The 21,661-nt window shown below is 63.5% G+C and carries 4 protein-coding genes; all 4 read right to left on the bottom strand.

Going from position 1 to position 21,661, the window contains the following annotated elements:
• Positions 1 to 113: 113 nt before the first annotated feature.
• Positions 114 to 17,936, bottom strand: a complete 17,823-nt coding sequence (locus ACYOEI_RS17260; RefSeq protein ID WP_462850779.1) for an IPT/TIG domain-containing protein — start codon at positions 17,934 to 17,936, stop codon at positions 114 to 116.
• Between the two features lie 1,051 nt (positions 17,937 to 18,987).
• Complete coding sequence (locus ACYOEI_RS17255) at positions 18,988 to 20,010, bottom strand: AAA family ATPase (protein ID WP_462850778.1); 1,023 nt, start codon at positions 20,008 to 20,010, stop codon at positions 18,988 to 18,990.
• A gap of 35 nt (positions 20,011 to 20,045) precedes the next feature.
• Positions 20,046 to 20,672 (bottom strand): nicotinamide riboside transporter PnuC, encoded by a 627-nt coding sequence (gene pnuC / locus ACYOEI_RS17250; RefSeq protein ID WP_462850777.1) that lies wholly within the window; start codon positions 20,670 to 20,672, stop codon positions 20,046 to 20,048.
• 88 nt (positions 20,673 to 20,760) lie between these two features.
• The gene (locus ACYOEI_RS17245) at positions 20,761 to 21,564 is read right to left on the bottom strand and encodes an endonuclease/exonuclease/phosphatase family protein (protein WP_462850776.1); all 804 of its coding nucleotides are present in this window, start codon (positions 21,562 to 21,564) and stop codon (positions 20,761 to 20,763) included.
• Between the last annotated feature and the right edge of the window lie 97 nt (positions 21,565 to 21,661).

Here is a 21,661-nt window from a genome sequence, read left to right as displayed (position 1 = left end):
AGGCGCCGGGATGAAGACGCCTACCCGGTTCCCCAAAACCTTACCCCTTCGACGGTTCCCTGAGGGCTTCGACATATCAGCGGTGAGGGAGATTCGCCGGCCTGGAGTCACCGTCAATCGAGTTGGTCGTTCGCGTCAAGGTCGGTCGCAGCATCATTGATCCCTGACCAGAACCAATCGTTGCCCGAGCCGCCACCGAGCTTGCTGCGGCCGTTAAGGTTAATCGTCGTGGAAGAAAACGATGCCGGGGAGGGTCCCCCATAAGAGACGCCCGATCGGATCTGGGCAATCCGGGCTGCGAAGGAATCGCTTGATTCCCACTCGGCCAGGATGGCGTCGAGAGCCGTCTCGTTCCCGTCGAACGATGAGGTGCCGCCGATCACGATATCATTGCCATTGCCGCCCTGGATGACATCCGTCCCGGCCTCACCGATCAGGATCCCACCCCCCGCGCCTGCCGTGAGCGTGTCATTCCCCGCGCCCCCGATGAGGATGTTCGGGGCCGCGTTGCCGGTAAGGGTATTTCCACCACTGCCGCCTCGCACGTTGGCGATGCTGCTGATCCCTCCGACGACATTCGTCGCCATCCCCTTCGTGAGGTTGACCGTCACCGGACTGCTCATCGTCGAATAGTCAAGCCAATCGGCGCCACCGTTGCCTCGAAGAACGCCCGAGAGAAGCCCTCCGTTCGCGAAGACGAAGGCGTCGTTGCCCGTTCCGCCGACGACGTTGCCGAAGCCGGAGAACGTCTGCGACCCATTCAGGGTCACGATGTTGGAGCCGGTGATCCTCCAGGCATTCGCCGTGTTCGGACCAACGATCGTGTTGGACGTCGTGGGATTGGCGAGGATGTTCTGGATGGCGCTGAAGTTGGTGAGGCCACCGATCCGGAAGACCGGCTGACTCAATTGGACAGTCAATCCCGCCGTATTTGCCGAATCGTCGATCGTATCAATGCCGCCCCCGCCTGCAACCATCCCCGAGAGGCTTGCCCCGCTGCTGAAGACGAACGTGTCGTTGCCATCGCCTCCTGTGAGGTTCGCGAAGTTGGCGAACTTGATCGTGCTATTCAAGACCCCGGTGTTGTAGCCGGTGAGATTCCAGGTGTTGATGGCGTGCGGCCCCACCAGCGTGTCGACCGCGGTCGAGAGGCCGACGAAAGCCTGGATGCCGTTGATGGTGCCGCCGATCCCCGTCGCCGTGGATGTGGTGAGGTTCACGAGGACAGGGGTCGTGAGGCGCGAAAGGTCGAGGATATCGGCTCCCCCGTTGCCTTTGAGATTCCCGGAGAGGGAGCTGCCCGCGGCGAGGACGAAGTTATCGACGGCCGTGCCCCCGACAATGTTGCCGAACCCAGAGAAGGTTTGGGCCCCGTTCAGGGACACGAGATCGGCGCCGTTGAACCTCCAGGTGTTCGTCGTATTAGGCCCATCGATGGTATTCGAGGTCGAGGGATTGGCGACGATATTCTGAATGGCACTGAAGTTGGTGAGTCCGCCGATCCTGAGCACGGGTTGGGTCAACTGGACGGTCAACGGCGAGATGTTTGCCGAGTCGTCGATGGTGTCGACACCGCCCCCGCCGGAGACGATCCCGGACAGGCTGGCACCGTTGCTAAAGATAAAGCCGTCGATGCCCTGGCCCCCGGTCAGATTGGCGAAGTTGGCGAAACTTGTGGAGCCGTTGAGTGTGCCGGAGTTATATCGCGTGATGTTCCAGGAGTTGGTCGCGTGCGGTCCGACCAAGGTGTCGCCCGCGGTGGAGAGGCCGATGAAGGACTGGATTCCGCTGAAGGTTCCGCCGATGCCTGTCGCGGAGGAGGTGGTGAGGTTGACGACGGCGGGGGTCGTGAGTCGCGAGACGTCGAGGATGTCGGCGCCGCCGTTTCCCTTGAGGTTTCCGGAGGCGGATCCTCCCGCGGCGAGTATGAAGTCGTCGATGTCGGTGCCGCCGACGATGTTGCCGAAACCCGAGAAGGTCTGGGCCGCGTTGAGGGTCAGGATATTGCTCCCTGTGAACCTCCAGGAGTTGGCGAGGTTGGGTCCGTCGATGGTATTGGAGTTCGAGGGATTTGCGACGATGTTCAGTATGGCGCTGAAGTTTGTGAGGCCGCCGATCCTGAGTACGGGTTGACTCAACTGTACGGTCAGGGGCGCGGAGTTTGCCGAGTCGTCGATGGTGTCGACGCCTCCACCGCCGGAGACGAGGCCGGAGATGCTCGCACCGTTGCTAAAGAGGAATTTGTCACTCCCGGTACCCCCTGTCAGGTTCGCCATCCTGGAGAAATTCAGGCTGCCGAGTGAACCCGCGTTGTTCCCCGTAATCGTCCAATTGGAGCTCGAGTTAGGTCCGACCAGGGTATTGGCACCCGTCCCACCAACAAGAGTTTGGAACGCCGTGAAGAAGTAAGCGTTGTTGAGATTCCCGGAATTGGCGCCCGTGAGGTTCCAGGAGTTCGTTGTATTCGGAGCAATCAATGTGTCGCCATCGCTCGCAAGTCCCACGAAAGTCTGAACGCCGCTGATTCCACCCCCGATGTTCGTTGCCGACCCCGTCTCAAGGTTGACGATGACGGGAGTGGTGAGCCCCGAAACGTCGAGTGTGTCGGCCCCGCCGTTGCCCTTGACCTTCCCGGAGAGCGTCCCGCCGGGCAGGAACACAAAGGCGTCGTGACTCGTCCCGCCGACGATGTTGCCGAATCCTGAGAAGGTCTGGAGCCCATTCAGTGTCGCGGTGTTGTAGCCGGTGATTTTCCAGGTATTTGTCGTGTTCGGGCCATTGATGGTATTCGACGTCGAGGCGTTGGCGATGATATTCTGGATGGCGTTGAAGTTCGTAAGCCCGCCGATCCTGAGGATCGGCTGATTCAACTGGACGGTCAAAGGAGCCGTGTTTGCCGAGTCGTCGATGGTGTCGGCACCACCTCCGCCGGAGACGATGCCGGAGAGGGTGGCTCCGTTGCTGAAGATGAAGTCGTCATTGCCCTGGCCGCCGGTCAGGTTCGCGAAGTTGGCGAACGTGATGGTGTTATTCAGGGCCCCGGAGTTATAGCCGGTAATGTTCCACGCATTGTTGGAGCGGGGTCCGACCAAGGTGTCCCCTGCGGTGGAGAGTCCGATGAAGGACTGGATTCCGCTGAAGGTTCCGCCGATGCCTGTCGCGGTGGATGTGGTGAGGTTGACGACGGCGGGGGTCGTGAGTCGCGAGACGTCGAGGATGTCGGCGCCGCCGTTTCCCTTCAGATTCCCGGACACGGAAGCGCCTGCGGCGAAGACGAAGCTATCGACGTCCGTGCCGCCGACGATGTTGCCGAAACCGCTGAACGACTCGGTGCCGTCGAGCGTCAGCGTGTTGCTACCGATGAATCTCCACGAGTTTGCAATGTTCGGGCCATCGATGGTATTCGAAGTCGAGGGGTTCGCGATGATGTTTTGGATGCCGCTGAAGTTTGTGAGGCCCCCGATCCTGAGCACGGGTTGACTAAGTTGGACGGTTAGAGGCGCGGAGTTTGCCGAGTCGTCGATGGTGTCGATGCCACCCCCTCCGGAGACGATGCCCGAGAGGCTGGCGCCGTTACCGAAGACGAAGATGTCGATTCCCAGGCCTCCGGTCAAATTCGCGAAGTTCGCGAACTTGATCGTGCTATTCAAGATCCCGGTGTTATAGCCGGAGATGTTCCAAGTGTTTGTGGCGTGGGGTCCGACCAAGGTATCGCCCGCGGTGGAGAGGCCGACGAAGGACTGGATGCCGCTGAACGTGCCTCCGATGCCAGTCGCGGTTGACGTGTCGAGATTCACGACGGCAGGGGTCGTGAGTCGCGAGACGTCGAGGATGTCGGCGCCACCGTTTCCCTTGAGGTTTCCGGAAGCGGAGCCTCCCGCGGCGAGGATGAAGTCGTCGCTGCTCGTGCCGCCGACGATGTTGCCGAATCCCGAGTAGGTCTGGGCCCCGTTCAGGGTCACGATATTGGCGCCTGTGAACCTCCACGTGTTCACAGTGTTTGGGCCATAGATCGTATTGGCCGCGGACGTGTTGCCGACGATGTTCTGGATGGCGCTGAAGTTTGTGAGTCCACCGATCCTGAAAACGGGTTGGGTCAATTGGATGGTCAAAGGAGCCGTGTTTGCCGAGTCATCGATGGTGTCGGCACCACCTCCGCCGGTGACGATGCCGGAGAGGGTGGCTCCGTTGTTGAAGATGAAGTCGTCATTGCCCTGGCCGCCGGTCAGGTTCGCGAAGTTGGCGAACGTGATGGTGCTATTCAGGGCCCCGGAGTTATAGCCGGTAATGTTCCACGCATTGTTGGAGCGGGGTCCGACCAAGGTGTCCCCTGCGGTGGAGAGTCCGATGAAGGACTGGATTCCGCTGAAGGTTCCGCCGATGCCTGTCGCGGTGGATGTGGTGAGGTTGACGACGGCGGGGGTCGTGAGTCGCGAGACGTCGAGGATGTCGGCGCCGCCGTTTCCCTTGAGGTTTCCGGAGGCGGAACCGCCCGCGGCCAGGATGAAGTCGTCACTACCGGTGCCACCAACGATATTGCCGAAGCCTTTGAAGGACGCGCTGCCATTGAGCGTCAGCGTGTCGGCAGCCGTGAATCTCCAGGTGTTGGCGATGTTGGGGCCGACGATGGTATTGGAGGTTGAGGGATTTGCGACGATGTTCTGTATGGCGCTGAAGTTTGCGAGGCCGCCGATCCTGAGGACTGGCAGACTCAACTGGACGGTCAGTGGGGCGGTGTTGGCTGCGTCGTTGATGGTGTCGACGCCCCCCCCACCCGCGACCATCCCCGAGAGGCTCGCGCCATTGCTGAAGACGAAGGTATCGCTGCCGTCGCTCCCGGTGAGGTTCGCGAAGTTGGCGAACTTGATCGTGCTATTCAAGACCCCGGTATTATAGCCGGTGATGTTCCAGGAGTTGGTCGCGTGTGGTCCGATCAAGGTGTCGCCCGCGGTGGAGAGCCCCACGAAGGACTGGATTCCGCTGAAGGTTCCGCCGATGCCTGTCGCGGTGGATGTGGTGAGGTTGACGACGGCGGGGGTCGTGAGTCGTGAGACGTCGAGGATGTCGGCGCCACCGTTTCCCTTGAGGTTTCCGGAGGCGGATCCTCCCGCGGCGAGTATGAAGTCGTCGATGTCGGTGCCGCCGACGATGTTGCCGAAACCCGAGAAGGTCTGGGCCGCGTTGAGGGTCAGGATATTGCTCCCTGTGAACCTCCAGGAGTTGGCGAAGTTGGGTCCGTCGATGGTATTGGAGTTCGAGGGATTTGCGACGATGTTCTGTATGGCGCTGAAGTTTGTGAGGCCGCCGATCCTGAGTACGGGTTGACTCAACTGTACGGTCAGGGGCGCGGAGTTTGCCGAGTCGTCGATGGTGTCGACGCCTCCACCGCCGGAGACGGTGCCCGAGAGGTTGGCGCCGTTCGTGAAGACGAAGTTGTCATTCCCGGTACCCCCTGTCAGGTTCGCGATTCTGCCGAAGTCGAGGTTTCCGAGCGAGCCGGCGTTGCCACTCGTGATATTCCAGGTGGAATTTGCGTTCGGCCCGACCAAGCTATTGGTCCCGGCGCCTGCGACGAGCGTCTCCCTGGAGATCCCACTCCACTGGATGACGGCCGAGCCGCTACTCTTGAGAGATCCCGAGGTCGCGGTGTACGTGCTATTGATCGTGTCATTCGTGTCAAAGAAGCTGAGCGTATTAAGGCCACTTCCGCCAGCAATGGCCACTGCCCCCAAGATGGTATTAAGATTTCTCGTGGTCGGGCTGAGGTTCACCACGTTGTTGCCCGAACCGAGGTTGATCGTGACGGAGACTCCGGCCATCGTGGCGTTGATATTGATCGTATTGTTCCCGTTACTCGCCTGGATGATCACCGACTTCACCTGAGTGGCGAGGCAAGGCGTCGCCTGGCCGTCGACCGACACCACGAAATTGCTTCCTTGGAGGTCGAGGCTAATCGTGTCGTCGGCGCTACCGGATTGGCCGCCCTTCACGGTGAGAACTCCCGAGGAGGACTCCGAAACCACGGTCGTCGTGTTGATGGACACGGGTAGCGTCAACGTCGCGGAAGATGTCGTCAGGTCGTTCGCGTCTCCGCTGTACACCGCGGTGATCGAGTGGCTTCCCACGGCGAGACCGTTGGTCGTGAAGGTCGCGGTTGCAATCCCTTGATTGATCTGGAGCGTCCCCGTCCCGAGCGTCGAGGTCCCATCCTTGAAAGTCACGGTTCCCGTCGGAACGCCGGCGCCTGGGCTCGAGACACTCAGCGTTGCCGTGAACGTCTCCGACTGGCCATAGGAGAGTGAACCCAGGGACGGCTTGACCACGGCCGTGGTCGTATCTTGACCCACAATCAAAGAAAACGGCGAGGAGACGATCGGAGCTTGATTATTCGTCCCGGCGTAGGATGCGGTGATCGTACGAAGGCCGACGAGAAGGTGCGTCGTCGAGAACGTGGAGGTGGCGGTGACGCCACCCGTGGTACTGAAAGTCCCGGTACCCAGCGCGGTCGTGCCGTCGAAGAATGTCACGAGTCCGCCCGGATTCCCGCTGAGAGTGCCGTTGAAGGCGACGGTCGCGGTGAACGTCACGGACTGGCCGAAAACCGGGACGCCCGGCGATGCCGTGACCGTCGCCTTCGTGGCTGCGGCAGTGACCGTAATCGTCGGCATCACCGATGTAACGGCCTGTCCGTTGATGGTGGCGGTGATGGTCCGGGCCGAGCCGACCCCAGTACCAGTCAACGTGGCCGTGTAGGTCCCGTTGCCGTTGTCGGTCACCGTGCTAAATGTACCACTCGACCCGCTGCCACCGAGACCGAACACGACCTTCAACCCGCCGGTCGTCTCCAGATGCCCCGTGGCGTCCCGAGCAATCAGGGTTACCGTCGTCGTCGTCCCATACGGGATGCTCGTCGTGGAGAGGGTCACGAGAGACTGAGCGAGGCTAACGGCGCCCGCGTTGTTGTTGAGTTGCGCGGCCAACCGCAGGGCCGACAGGCCATTGGAGAGATAACCTTGGGAAATACAGGCATTGCCCAGCGCGGTCAGTAAAGTCGCGTTCGTGACCTTGACGCTGGACAACAGATCCTTCGCATCCGTCAGGCCGTCCGACACGAGTTGGGACACGAACGCCCCGACGTCCTGTGCGAACGTCGCACCGGAGAGACCGATCGCGACGGCGTTATCCAGGAACGGGAGTGTAAGGTTTGCGAAATCCGAGCCGACCGCGGTATTGGCAATTGTTTGATTCACATAGGAGAGTGCATCCTGCGCGAGAGACGTACTTGTGAGCGAGCCCGTGAGAGCCTGGTTCAGGAACGAAACGGCATCCTGCGCGAACGTCGAATTCGCGAAATCGACTCCGGCAACGGCCGCTTCCTGCAGGAACTGACCGGTTTCACCTGCGAACGTGGACGTCAGGAAACCGTTGCCCGCCACGAGGGCTTGATCCAGGAATGTGCTCAGATCTTGGCCGAAGCTCGAATTGAAGAAGTCGACGCCATCCCGGGCGGCTTGCTCCAGGAATTCGCCGGCATCTTCGCCGAGCGTGGAGGCGGCGAAGTTCGCCCCGGCCTGGGCGGCTTCCTGGAGGAACGTCCCGAGGTTACCTCCCACGACCGAATTGAGAAAACCGGCCTCGTCACCGGTGGCTACCTGCAAGAATTCGCTCGCTCCTGCAAAGAATGAAGAATTGAGAAAATCCATGCCGTCCTGAGCGGCTTGTTCCAGAAAGACGCCGGCATCCGCCCCCAGCGTGGAATTCGCGAAGGTTGTCGCCGCTTGTCCGGCGTCTTGGAGGAATGCCCCGACATTGACGGCGACGGACGAATTGAGGAATGCTCCACCCTCTTGTGCCGCTTCCTCGAGGAAGGCGCCGATCCCCTGCGCCAACGGCGAGTTGATCAGATCGAGCCCCATCGACTCCGCCTCTTGGAGGAACGTCCCGAGCCCTTCGGCAAGCGTCGATGTGGCGAGGTCCAGTCCCGACGACTCCGCCTGCTGCAAGAAGTCGCCAATCCCTTGCGCCAACGGCGACGTGTCGAAGTTCAAGCTCTGCGCCTGCTCCAAGAACGTGCCCAGGCCTTGTGCTAGCGGCGATGTGTCAAGGTCCAGTCCGGCCGCTTGCGCCTGCTGCAAGAAGTCGCCAATTCCTTGCGCCAGAGGCGAGTTGACCAAATCGAGCCCCACCGACTCGGCCTGATCCAGGAACGTCCCAAGTCCCTGCGCCAGCACCGAAGACCCGAGGTCCAGCCCCGACGACTCCGCCTGTTGCAAGAATTCGCCGAGTCCCTGGGCCAGCGGCGACGTGTCGAAGTTCAGACTTAACGCCTGCTGCAAGAACGTCCCGAGGCCCTGCGCCAGCGGCGATGTGTCGAGGTTCAAGCCCACCGCCTGCGCTTGCTGGAGGAAGTCGCCGATCCCCTGCGCCAGCGGCGAGTCGACCAGGTCGAGCCCCACCGACTGTGCCTCTTGAAGAAACGTCCCGAGGCCGTCGGCAAGCGTCGAAGAGGCGAAGTCCAGTCCTGATGCCTCCGCCTGCTGCAAGAAGTCGTCGAGACCTTGCGCGAGGTCCGACGTGATCCCATTGCTGGCGACCACCTGCTGCAGGAACGCCCCGAGGCCGCCCCCGAATGTCGAGCTCACGAAATTGCTGAAGTCGTCCCCGCCCAGTTGGTCGAGGAATCCCCCTACATCTTGCACGAAGCTGGAATTCGTGAGTTGGTCGGCAACCGTATCCTCCAGGAACGACAACGCGCCCTGCGCGAAGGCACTGCCGGTGAGGCCGTCCGTGACGACCTGGTCGAGGAACGAGCTGACGGTGTCGCCGAAGGATGTCCCGGCGAGGCCTTCGGAGACGGTCTGCTCCAGGAGCGAAGCGGCCGGTAGCGCGAACGCATTGAACGCCGCGCTCTTCCAGTCGCCCGTCGTGACCGCCTGGGTCAAGAACGAGATCGCCGAGTCCGCGAAGGGAAGGTCATCGATCAGGTCCGAAACCTGGTCCACGAAGGACGCGGCATCCTGGAGGAACGTCGAACTGATCAGCGAATCACTCAGGGCGTCGACGACTCCGTCGGTCAACGCATTCAAGCCGCTCGTGACGCTCTGTCCGAGCGCAGTGCCGAGTGACCCGCCTTGCGTCAAGGCCGTCTCGAACGAATCGGCGGCTTCGGACAGAGTCGCGTCGAGCGTGCTGGCGACAAGGGACTCGTCGGCCGAGTCCGCCAGACCGGTGAGGTCGCTGAGACCACCGATGAGATCGCCGCCAAACGCGGTGAACCCCGCCGTCAGGACCTGCGTCCAGTTGAACGACCCTTTCCCCGTCACGGCGATGCTGATCTCTTGAGTGACCGCACTCGCCACACCCGCCGCGACCGTCGCCCCGATCACTTCCGACGCCGCCGCGGCGCCGAGGTCGGCCGCGACCGCGGCCACTTCGGGGGCGAGGATGCCGGCCGAGGCGATCGAGATGGCGATACCCACGACCGCTACGAAGACCACCTCGAACACCTCGAGCACCGTCGCGACGGTGTTGAGGATGCTTTGAAACTCCTCGAAATCGTGCGCGATGTTCTGGTTGACGGTGACCTTGACCTGCGTCCCGTCGTCGGAAACCCAGACGTCTTTGATGTAAAGGCCGCCCGGCACGATATCCAGGTTCGTCGGGTACGTCCCGGCCTGGATCTCGAAGAGCTCGTAATCGTCGCCGTGGAACAATCCAAGGCTGTCGGCCTCGATGGTGACCAGCATCGTCCCGTCGGCCAACACCCAGAAGCCTTGGAAATACTTGAGGTTCGGCGCGGCACTGTCGCCCCATGTCGAGCCTAAAAAATTAAATGTATAATCATGATTTAAATTTGATCCTGGCGTGAAATAGAAGAGATGATAGGTCCCACTGAAGCCGGCCGCGGCGATGATGTCGCCGTTCCGGTCGACATGGAGATATCCAACGCCGTCGGAGGTCTGACCGGTCCCGGTCATGTAGCCGGAGCCGTGCATCACGGTCCGCACGACCCCGTCGGCCGCCGAGCCGGCGGTGAGACGAACGAGGGTCCCGTCGCCCTCCACTGCGACCACCTGGCCGGCGCCGTCGACCGCGAAGGCGGTCACGACGAGGAAACTGCCGACGATCGGTACGATCTTCCCGAGAAGAAAGACCTCCTCATCGGGCGTCAGGACACCCGGGGGTGGGAGTTGTGACTTGAGGGCCTTGATCGCCCCCGAAACCGACGGTGGCAGCTCATATTCGATCGTGTCCAGACGGACATTCCCGCTGGCATCGAAGATGCGGATGTGGAATTCGCCGTACGGGTCGGTGCCGACGATCACCAGGCTCTTGCCGGTGGTCGGCACTCCCGAGCCGTCTCCCCAGGCTACAACGCTCACGTCATAACCGGTCAGCAAGCATCCATCCATCGGACGCGCTTGGATCGACCCCGGGGCGTAGCTGTCGAGCTCCCCATAGCCGTTTAGCGCCACGATCGATCCCGTCCCGTCCAGGGCGTATTGCACGACTCCGTACGCGAAGCCCCGGCCTCCATTCGAGCCCGGCGCGAATTGAACGAGCTCGTCAACCGCCAGACCCAGGGGGAAGTGGGCCTCGGCAACCACGAAGCCGGCCCCGTCCACTGTGAACGAGACCACCCCACTGAGCATCATCTGCGGCGTCGTCGACCCCGGTGCGAACCGCTCCAGGTTCCCGCCGGTGTCCAGGGCTATCAGCGAGCCCGAGCCGTCCATTCCGAGTTGCTTGAAGACTCCCGCAATTGGCAGCGGCGTCGACGACCCGGGGGCGAAACGCAGCAGCGTCGCCGTCGCGGCCCCCGAAGGGGATTGGTAGGCCACCACGGACCCGGCCGCATCCATCAGGAAGGTCAGTACGCCGGAGGCCGTCACCTGACCGGTTGACGCCCCGGGTGCGAACAGCCACAGCGAGTTCTTCGAGTCCAGGGCCCAAAGGGAGCCCGAACCATCCACCGCGAAATTCACGAACGCACCTGAGATCGCCACGGCCGTTGACGATCCGGAGGTGAACCTGACGAGACTCCCGGAGTTGCTGCCCGCCCCTACCACGAACGCCACGACCGAGTCGGCCCCGTCGGTCAGGAACGAGCTGACCTTCGCGGCGATCATCTGCCCGCTCATCGAGCCCGGCCCAAACCGCCACAAGGATTGGTTCGCATCCAGGGCCACCAGGGACCCCGAGCCGTCATTGCCGAGTCGGGTCGCGTTCGGCAGGAGCAACTGCCCCACCGTTGAGCCCGGGGCGAATCGGAGAAGTCCCTGGTTCGATACCAACGCCACCACTGACCCCGAGCCGTCCACGGCAAACGTGCTCACGCCCGTGGCCATCGGCTGCCGGGTCGCCGTGTTCGCCGCAAATCGAACGAGGCTCCCGTTCCCCTCCAGGGCGATCGCTGCACCTGAGCCGTCGACTTTGTACCCGCGCACGTTGGTGTCGATCACCCGCAACACGGTCGAACCGGCCGCTTGCATCTCGAGCCAGCCGCCCGAGGCCACGCTGGTCAGCGAATAAACGGTGCCGGCCGGAGTGGCGACCATCAAGACGAATGTCTGAATTCCTTGCGGCAAGGCGCCGTCGGCGGCCGTGACGACGATCGAGTAGATGCCGACCGTGCCCGCGGCCGGCGTACCACTGAGCGTGCCGTGGGAGTTGAACGTCACGCCGCTGGGCAGGGTGCCGGACTCCGCGAATGTGGCGGAGGGGTCGCCCGTCTTGAACGTATATGATCCGGCCGTGCCTGTTTGGAAGAGCGTCTGATTTGGGCTGATGACGGCCAGGGGCGTGTAGGAAAACCGGTCGGCCGGTGTGGTGGCTGACATCCCTCCGGGAGTGGTCACGGCCACGTCCACGACCCCTGTGCTCCCGGGTGGGCTGATGGCCACGATCTCGTTGGCCGTGTCGCTGACGATCGTCCCGGCCACGCCGCCGAACGTGACCCCGATCGCATGGGCCAGGTTGGTGCCGATAATCGTCACCGCCGTGCCCCCCGCGAGCAAACCATCCGTAGTGCTCATCCGTGTGACAATCGGTGCAGCGACATACGTGAACCGATCGGTCGCCACGGCGCCCGAGGCTCCTCCCGGCGTGACGACCGTGATGTCCACCGTGCCCGCCTTGCCGGCCGGGCTGGTGGCCGTGATCTGCGTGTCCGAAACGACCACGACGCGGGTCGCCTCCGCCGCGCCAAAACGGACCTCCGTGGCGGCCGTGAATCCTGTGCCTGTGATCGTCACCGTCGTGTTGCCCGTCACGGCCCCCAGGGCCGTGCTGAGGCCAGTGACGCTCGGGACGGGCCAGGGGCCGACGTAGACCGCGCCTTGACCAGGATTCGTGCCGATCGCAGCCCCCGACGCCCCGATCACGTCCGTGACGCCATCCACCGCGACCGAGCCCCCGAATCCGTCGTCGGGTTGGCCGTCGGGCGCCGTCAGCTTGGCGGTTTGACTCCAGGACGTGCCGGTTCGCGTGAAGACATACGCGGCGTTGGGTCCTCGGACCAGGATCGTCGCATCACTGATCGCGATCGAGCCTCCAAATCCGTCATACGGCTGGCCGTCCGTGGCGGTGAGTGTGGCGGTCTGGATCCAGGTCGAGCCCGAAGGTGTGAAAACGTAGGCCGCCCCCTGAAAACTATTCGTCCCATACGCCCCGATCGCGATCGTGCTGCCACTGATCGCGAGGGAGGCGCCGAAACCATCGCCCTCCTTGCCGTCTTTCGCGGTGAGCTTAGCGGCCTGGGTCCAGGTTGAGCCGGATGCCGTGAAGACATACACCGCCTCGGGATCGTTGAGACCACTGCTGCCCAACTCCCCGACAACCACCGTGCTCCCACTGATCGCTACAGCCGAGCCGAAGTATTCGATCGGCTCGCCGTCGGACGCGGTGAGCTTGGCGGCCTGAGTCCAGGAGGTTCCGGAAACGGTAAAGACGTAGGCCGCACCCGTCGCCTCATTGTTGTTCTCGGCCCCGACGACGATCGTGCCTCCGCTAATCGCGACCGAGTGGCCGAAATGGTCCCCTTCCGCGCCGTCGGAGGCGGTGATCCTGGCCGTCTCGGTCCAGCTCGTGCCGGATCCCGAGAACACGTAGGCCGCGCCCTGAGCGCTGTTGAAGCCGACCGTGGCATCATAGGCGCCGACGACGATGGTATTGCCGCTGATCGCGACCGAGATCCCGAAATAGGTATTGGCTGCGCCATACGACGCCGGCACGGTGAGCGTCGCGGTCTGAATCCAGCCCGTGCTGGACTTCGTGAAGACGTAGGCCTCACCCTGGTTGCTGGAGGAGCCGACCATGGCTCTCGGCGCTCCAACCACCATGGTGTTGCCGCTGATCGCGATCGATGTCCCGAAAGCGTCGTTGGCATCGCCGTCCGACGCGGTGAACTTCGATATCACCGGCGCAATAACGTAAGTAAACTGGTCCTCCGGACGAATCCCCGATGTTCCCCCCGGGATCGCAACCGTGACATCCGCCACGCCCGGTGCGCCGGCCGGACTTGTGGCCGTGATCTGGGTTTCGGAGTTGACGACAATATTGCTCGCCAAGGCCGTCCCAAAGTACACCTGCGCGGCGATATTGAAGCCCGAACCCGTGATCGTCACCGTCGTGCCACCCGCCGAGCGCCCCTTATCGGTGCTCAGGGCGGTTATCACGGGTGGAACAACGTAGGTGAACTGGACAGCCGGGAGGACGGGTGACGTGCCCCCCGGTGTGACCACGGTGACGTTCACCATGCCCGCGGCACCGGCCGGGCTGGTGGCCGTGATCTGGGTGTCCGAGTTGACGACGATGTTGCTCGCCAGGGTCGCCCCGAAGTACACCTGCGCGACGCTGCCGAAGCCGGTGCCCGTGATCGTCACCGGCGTCCCACCCGCCTCAGGACCGACCGTGGTGCTGATTTGCGTCACCACGGATGCAACGACGTAGGTGAACCGGTCCGTCGGACTCGTTGCGGAGGAACCCTGCGGCGTGACGACCGTGACATCCACTATGCCCGAGCCCGGTGGGCTCACCGCCGTGATCTGGGAGTCGGAATTGACGACCACGCGGCTCGCCGGGACACCGCCGAAATCGACTTGTGTCGCCCCGGTGAAGCCGGTCCCCGTGATCGTCACCGTGTCGCCTCCCGAGCTGGGCCCCTCGGGCGCGGCAACGCCTGTCACGGTCGTCAGCGAAGACTTGTAGGTGAAATGATCGGCAGCCGATGTCGGCGACTGACCATTGGGCGACGTCACCGTCACGTCCACCACCCCGGCCACGCCCGACGGGCTCGTTACGACGATCTGCGTGGGCGAGACACTGACGATCTGCGCCGGGACTGTCCCGAACAGTACCTGGGTGGCGTTCCCTACGTTCGTGCCGGAGATCGTGACGGTCGTGCCTCCCACCAGCGGCCCTGAGGCGGGACCGACGCCGGTGACCGTGATTTGTGTCCCATAGGTGAAGCGATCGGCGAGCGTGACCGGCGAGGTGCCTCCCGGAGTGATGACCGTGACGTCCACGACTCCCGCCGCGCCTGGCGGACTGGTGGCCACGAGTTGAGTCGCGGATTTGACCACGACGCTGGTGGCGGCAATGGAGCCGAAGTTGACCTTCGTGGCGCCCGAGAGGTTGATGCCCGTGATGACCACGCTGGTGCCGCCGCCGGACGGACCCGCCACCGGACTGAGCCCCGTGACCGCAGGCGCAAGGCCATAGCTGAACTGGTCGGCTGAGGTCAACGCCGAGGTCCCCCCCGCCGAGATGACGATGACATCCACCGCGCCGATTCCGGCCGGGCTGGTGGCGGTGATCTGGGTGCCCGATTTGACAACGACGTTGGTCGCCAACATCGTCCCGAAGAGCACCCCGGTCGGACCGGAGAATCCCGTACCGGTGATCGTCACCGTCGTCCCGCCGGCCGCCGGCCCCGAAGTCGTGCTGATGCCCGCCACCGTCGGCACGGCCAGATAGCTGAACTGGTCGGCTGCCGACGTTGCCGAGGTGCCGCCCGGCGTCACGACCGTCACGTCCACCGTGCCGAGGAGACCCGCCGGGCTGGTGGCGGTGATCTGGGTGCCGGAATTGATCACGACGTAGGTCGCCGCCACAGCGCCAAAGTCCACCTGGGTGGCGTCTGTGAAGCCCGAGCCCGTGATCGTCACCGTCGTCCCACCTGCCACGGGACCCGTGGCCGAGGAGATCCCGGTGACTGCCGGCGCATCGACGTAACGGAACTGGCTGACTGAGGAAACCGGCGAGGTCCCCCCCGGTTTGATGACGGTCACGCTCACCGCACCCGCGGTGCCGGCCGGGCTGGTGGCGGTGATCTGGGTGTCGGAGTCGATGACAAAGCTGGTCGCCGCCGCCGTGCCGAAGTTCACTCCTGTGGCACCCGTGAAACCAGAGCCGGTGATCGTCACGAGGTTCCCACCCGCCGTCGCACCGACCGCGGGGCCGATCCCGGTCACATTGGTCGGCGCCCCGATCACGTAGGCCTTTCCTTGGCCGGCGTTGGCACCAACACTGGTGCCCGACGCACCGACAATGACAGTCGAGCCGTCGATCGCCACCGCGTCGCCGAATTCATCGCCAATCCCGGGGAAAGGCGCCGAAAGCTTGGCCGACTGGCTCCAGGCGGCGCCGGCCCCGGTGAAGAGATACACCGCCCCCGAAGTATTGAGAGAGCCAGCATTAGGGGCCAGGGTTCCGATCGCGATCGTGCTGCCGCTGATCGCGACCGCGTCACCGAACGACTGGTACGCCGCGCCGTCACTGGCGGTGAGCGCAGCGGCCTGGGACCAGCTCGATCCGGACCGCGTGAAGATATAAACCATCCCTTGGCTACTGTTCTGGCCGACCGTCGAGGCAGGCGCCCCGACGACCACCGTGTCGCCGCTCAGCGAAACCGAACCGCCAAAACCGGAGAATGGCGCTCCGCCGGTCGGAGACAACTCGGCCTCCTGGGACCAGCCCGCGCCGGTCCCCGTGAAGATGTATGTGGTATTCGCCGCTCCGATCGCCGCCGTGTTGCCGCTCAACGAAACCGACTCGCCGAACTGATTTCCCGACGCGCCATCACTGGCGGCGAGCCTGGCGGCCTGAGTCCAACTCGATCCGGCCCCGGTGAAGACATAGACCGCGCCCGGTCCAGGTGGGCTGAACAACGTGCCCTGCGTGGCCGTCGCGTCCTCGGCACCAACCAGGATGGTGTTGCCGCTGATCGCGACCGACGAGCCGAACAAGTCGTGCGCCACGCCATCTCCGGCGGTGAGTTCGGTGGCCTGGGTCCAGGAAGAGCCGGTCAGTGTGAAGAGATACGCCGCCCCTTGGCCACTGTTGCTGCCAACCATGGCCTCGGGCGCCCCGACCACGATCGTGTTTCCGCTGATCGCGACCGAACTACCGAAGCGGTTTCCCGCCGCACTATCGGACGCCGTGAGCTTGGCCACCTGGTTCCAGGCATTGCCGGACGCCACGTAGACGTAAGCCGCACCGGGGGAGTTATCGATGAGCGCGCCGCTCCCTACGCCGACGACGAGAATGTTGCCGCTGATCGCGACCGAGGACCCGAAGCCGCCGCCCGCCGTCCCATCGGACGCGGTGATGGGGAATGTCGATGGAACCAGGTAAGTGAAACCGTCGGCGGGAGAGACGGCTGAAGGGCCGCCTGTCGCGAACACGGTCACGTCGTCCGTCCCGACACCCGCCGGACTGATGACCGTGAGTTGGGTGGCGGAGTTGACCACGACATTCGTGGCGGGGGTCGTGCCGAAGAAGACCTGCGTGGTCCCGGTGAAGCCCGTGCCCGTGATGGTCACCGTCGTCCCGCCGGAGGCGAACCCAGTCGCGGGGCTGACGCCGCTCACCACGGGGCGCGTCACGAAGGTGAACCGATCGGCCAAAGAAACGGCCGAAGTCCCGCGCGGCGTGACCACCTTCACATCGGCCACGCCGACCGCGCCAGCCGGGCTGGTCGCGGTGATCTGGAGGTCGGAGTCGACGACAAAACTCGTCGCCGCGAGGGTACCGAAATCCACGACGGTCGCGCCCGTGAAGCCCGATCCCGTGATCGTCACCGAAGCCCCGCCCATCATGGGACCAGCCGCCGGAGCAAGGCCCGTCACCACCGGTCGACCGACGGCATAGGTGAAATGGTCCGCGGCCGTGGTGGGCGAAGTCCCTCCCGGCGAAACGACCGAGACGTCCACCGTGCCCGCCATAGCAGACGGAGTGGTGGTCGCCGTGATCTGCGTGTCCGAATTGATCGTGAAGCTGGTCGCCGCCAGGGTGCCGAAGTCCACCTGGGTGGCGCCGGTGAAGCCTGACCCGGCGATCGTCACAGTCGTGCCACCCGCGGTGGAACCCGTCGCCGGGCCGACACCGGTCACGGCGGGATTCGCGAGATAAATGAACTGGTCAGTGGACGACGCCTGCGAAGCACCGCCAGGGGTGACGATCGAGACGTCGACCGTGCCTGCAACCCCGGCCGGGCTGGTCGCCGCGATCTGAGTATCCGATTTGACCGCGAAGCCCGCGGCCGCGATACCGCCAAAGTAGACGCCGGTGGTATTGGTGAAGTTCGAGCCCGTGATCGTCACGGTCGTCCCACCAGCCGTGGGACCCGCCCCCGCACTGACGCTACTCACCGTCGGTGGAGGTTGCACATAAGTGAATCGGTCCGCCGCCGAAGGTGCCGAAGGCTCGCCGCTCGGCGAATCCACGATGACGTCCACGATCCCGAGACCCGGCGGGCTCGAAACCGTGAGAGTGTTGTTAATAAAGCTGTAAATATAGAGGCCACGGGCGGGAGTCGTGCCGAAGTAGACCGCTTCGCTCGAGCCCAGGCCCGACCCCGAGATCGTCACCTGCGTGCCGCCGGCCGCGGGCCCCTGAGTCGGGGTGATGCCGGTCACCACGGGCGCCGTCAACATACGGCGTTCTTCCAACCGCTCGAAAAAGAGAAGCCGGAAGTCGCGCAAGGGCTGCATGGCTCTGCCTGACTTCGATCTCCGCCGTCGTGGTCGCGCCGCTCGTGCCGAGGACCCGGGCGGGGCCCCGAAACGATCACCGATGATTTTGCGAAAACCGGAAGCGCCTACGAGCAACGACTTGGGGGATGGCACGGCGCGAACCCTCATGGTGCGGATCAAGGCGAGCAACGGTCTTGCGGTGACGGACGTCGCGTGCGACACCGGCTCACGGACTTGCAGTTATTAGGTGCAAGCACGCATGCGTGTTTCGGTTGCGTCGAGAATTCAGACAGGGGCTGCCGTTGCCGCCGGCATTCCTATCCCGAATGCGGCATCAACGGTTGGGATTGAAGATGCAGATGCAAATCCGAGAACGAAAGAAGGGGGGGATTCGTCTCGGCAGCCATAAACTCAAGCCGCGACAAGGCGATGGACTTCCTCGCCGCAGTCTTCTTCGACGATGCGGCGACCATTTAAGAAGAGAGATTACCTTTTACACACCTTAATGTCCATAATCAACAAGAAAATCCCCCATGGCCTGTTCCAACCCACCGTTGTGGTGCCGTGATGATTCAATCCGACACGGCAATACAAACTCATGCCGGCTCCCGATTGCCGAGACGGTCAAGGAGGCTTATGGACATGCCAAACTCGGCAGAGATCGGGCTAAGAACCGGCGGGGTTCACTACGCAGGCGAGCTCAAATCCTGGGCCACTCGCCTGATCGCATCCTTCTGGAAGAGGACGTCTCCCTGACTCGTGGCCCGACGCGACATGCCGCTTTGTCGCTTCCTGCCTCTCGAGTCGAGCGAGGGGAGTTTCGCAGGTAAAGCTCCACGAGAATGTCGTAAGGGCATGAATTCCTCCAGCCGTGCGAGCCAAGGGGCGGTCCAGCGACGTTTCCCTCGATCGTCAGGTGTCTTGGAGGGCGAGGGTTTCTTGTTGGTTTCGTGGTCGAGTTTCTTGGGTACGATTGTGTTATGAACAAATAGTTCAGTCTATCAATTTAAAACTAATGAAAGTTTGAATAGTTGTTCTGTCGTCTCGTGGGGGAGTCCGAAGGCATCATGAGCAGCCCATCTACCTTCTCGATCGCCGACGCCGAACGTTCGGGGTAAGACCCTTGGAGGATGCACATCGGCGTCGAACCGAGGGCGAGTTGTTCGACGAACCTGGTGTGCATCCACTCTCGGATCTTCTCGCCATCGCGGAAGCCGTCCTGGACGAAGGGGACGTCCGGCGCCGAGACCAGGTAGAGTTCGACCTTGTCCTTGGCCCCGATCGCATCGACTTCGGGGGACCGGCGTTGATGGTAGCGTTCGAACCAGGTGCCGGTGGCGAAGGCGTTGGTGTCGCAGATGAGGACGCGGTTGGCGACCTCGGCGAGGGCGTTCTCGCGTGACTGTTGTTCGCGGGCGATATGGACGAACCCCTCGGGCGACCAGGAGGGGAGCGGGTCGTCCATCGTCAGGCCGGCGACCTTCTTCTCCCAGTGCTCGCGCCCGTATTCGGGGACCCACGCGGTCTGGAAGTGGCGGGCGAGGAGTTGGGCGAGGGTGGTCTTGCCCGTCGATTCCGCGCCGATCAGGACGACCCTCCGGACGAAGTAGGCTCGCACGCAGGGCTCAAGCCATTCGAGGTGGTCCAGGGGGGCGGAGCGGATCTTGGTGCCGGAGATCGGCACGGCGGAGCGGGCATGGTCGATCATCACGTGCCGAGAGCCCATGAGCCTGGCGTATTCCCAGCCGTAGTTTTCGCTGGTGAAGACGACGTCGGGGGCTCGTCCGAGATAGGCGGTCGTGAATTCCGCCCATTGCCGGCTGTCATCTTCCAACTCGTCCGGCACGAGGCGGACGTCGCAGTCGGGATGGATCCGCTCCAGCCAGGCCTTCCGCAACTCGCCCGGAATCACCTGGGAGGGATGATGGGCAACCATGACGATGAGGTGATCCACCTGTCGACGCGCCGAGTCGATCAGGTGCTTGTGGCCCCGATGGGGTGGGTAGAACTTGCCGACGATGAACCCCAACGTCATGTCGTGGCCTCCCCGCTGCGTAGGGCTCAGGCCGATTACGGGGCGACCTGGTTAGTCAACCAATTCTCCCGCCATCGCCGCCACCCCAGGATCGCCAGGCCCACGTAGATCGCGTAAAGGATCGCCGTCAGGTAGAGCGACTTCGAGACATACAGGGGCACGTAAATCAAGTCGACCAGGATCCAGACCAGCCAACTCTCCAGCCGCTTCCGGTTCAACAGCCATTGGGACCCGAGGCTCATCGAGGTCGTCAATGCGTCCCAGAACGAGGCCGACCCACCGATCCGTCGGAGGACCAGCCAGAGCAACAGCGTGAGGAGGCCGACGCCGACGATCAATCCGTTCCGCTCGAGATGACCGGCCCGCGAGACGTGGAGGCGAGTGCCGTCACGTCCTCGGCGGAGCCAGAGGTACCACCCCTGGATGCCGAGGATCAGGTAGACGACCTGCAAACCCGCGTCGGCATAGAGCCCGGCACTCAGGAAGACGACGCCGAAGGTGGCCACGTTGACGAGGCCGATCGGGAAGTTCCAGACATTCTCTTTCACCGTCAGCCAGACGCACGCGGCCCCCGTGACGAACGAGGCGGACTCCAGCCAACTCGAGGAGCCCGCCCGCCCCATCCCGACCGCCAGGAGAACGGCCGCCCCGATCAAGGCCACCGCTGGAGATCCTTCCCTCCACGTCGTCGACATCGAGTCCCGCGACCTCAATCGGGCATGGGGAGACACCACGGACCGACCAAGCAGTCTAATCCTTGAACTCCAGGACAACCAGGAGGGGACGGTGGTCGGAGGCGACGGGTTCCTCCAGGACGCGAGTCTCGACGACCTTCCAACGCGCGGCGGGGCGATAGAGGACGTAGTCGATCTGCCGGAGCGGCTTGTCCGACGGATAGGTGAATAGCGCGTTGGGATTGGAGCTGCGCCAGTTGACCTCGAACGCCCGCAGCACCTTGCTATCCGGGAGGGAGTTGAGGTCGCCGACGAGCAAGGTCGGACGTTCGGGAGCCTCCTGGACCACCTCCTCGATCCGCGTCACGGAGTCCATTCGTTCCGCGTCGGCGGGCCGATAATCGAGGTGGGTGGCGAGGAAGCGAATCGGGGTCTGCCCGGCATTCGGCGCTTTCACGTCCACGGCGAGCACCCCTCGCTGTTCGCCCACGTAGTGCGAGGGGAGCTTGTGATTCTTATGGCCGATCACGGGGAGCCGGCTCAGGACGGCATTCCCATAGTCTCCCCCTTGGTAGGGGATATTCCGTTCGAAGATCGAAGCCATCCCCGTCAGGCGGCCCAGCTCCGCGGGCTCATCGGCCTGCTGCGATCGCTGGACACCGCGGTCCACCTCGTTGAGCGCGACGAGGTGCGGATTGACGGATCGAATCACGGCGGCCAGGCGCTCGAGGTCGAGCTTGCCGTCGGTCCCCTCGCCGTGGTGGATATTATAGCTGAGCACGCGAATCTGGGTGGGCTCGGCACCTCGTATCGAGGCGGACGTGCTGCCGAGGGTGAGTGAGGCCAGGCCAAGCAAGACACCGAATCTCGTGATCGTCATCAGGTTCCCTTCCAATGATTTGAACGAGCCGCGACCAGGCTCAAATCCGCCCCGGATCGTCTTCGGAGTCCAATTTCTTGGCCGCATTCTTTCCGCG

The organism is Singulisphaera rosea (assembly GCF_054877945.1).
This window is presented reverse-complemented; position numbering and strand designations above follow the sequence as displayed.

Excerpts from the sequence above, each read along its gene's own strand:
- ACYOEI_RS17260 (WP_462850779.1), bottom strand. The coding sequence starts at position 17,936 with ATGTTGACGGCGCCCGTGGTGACCGGCATCACCCCGACTCAGGGGCCC.
- ACYOEI_RS17255 (WP_462850778.1), bottom strand. The coding sequence starts at position 20,010 with ATGACGTTGGGGTTCATCGTCGGCAAGTTCTACCCACCCCATCGGGGC.
- ACYOEI_RS17245 (WP_462850776.1), bottom strand. The coding sequence starts at position 21,564 with ATGACGATCACGAGATTCGGTGTCTTGCTTGGCCTGGCCTCACTCACC.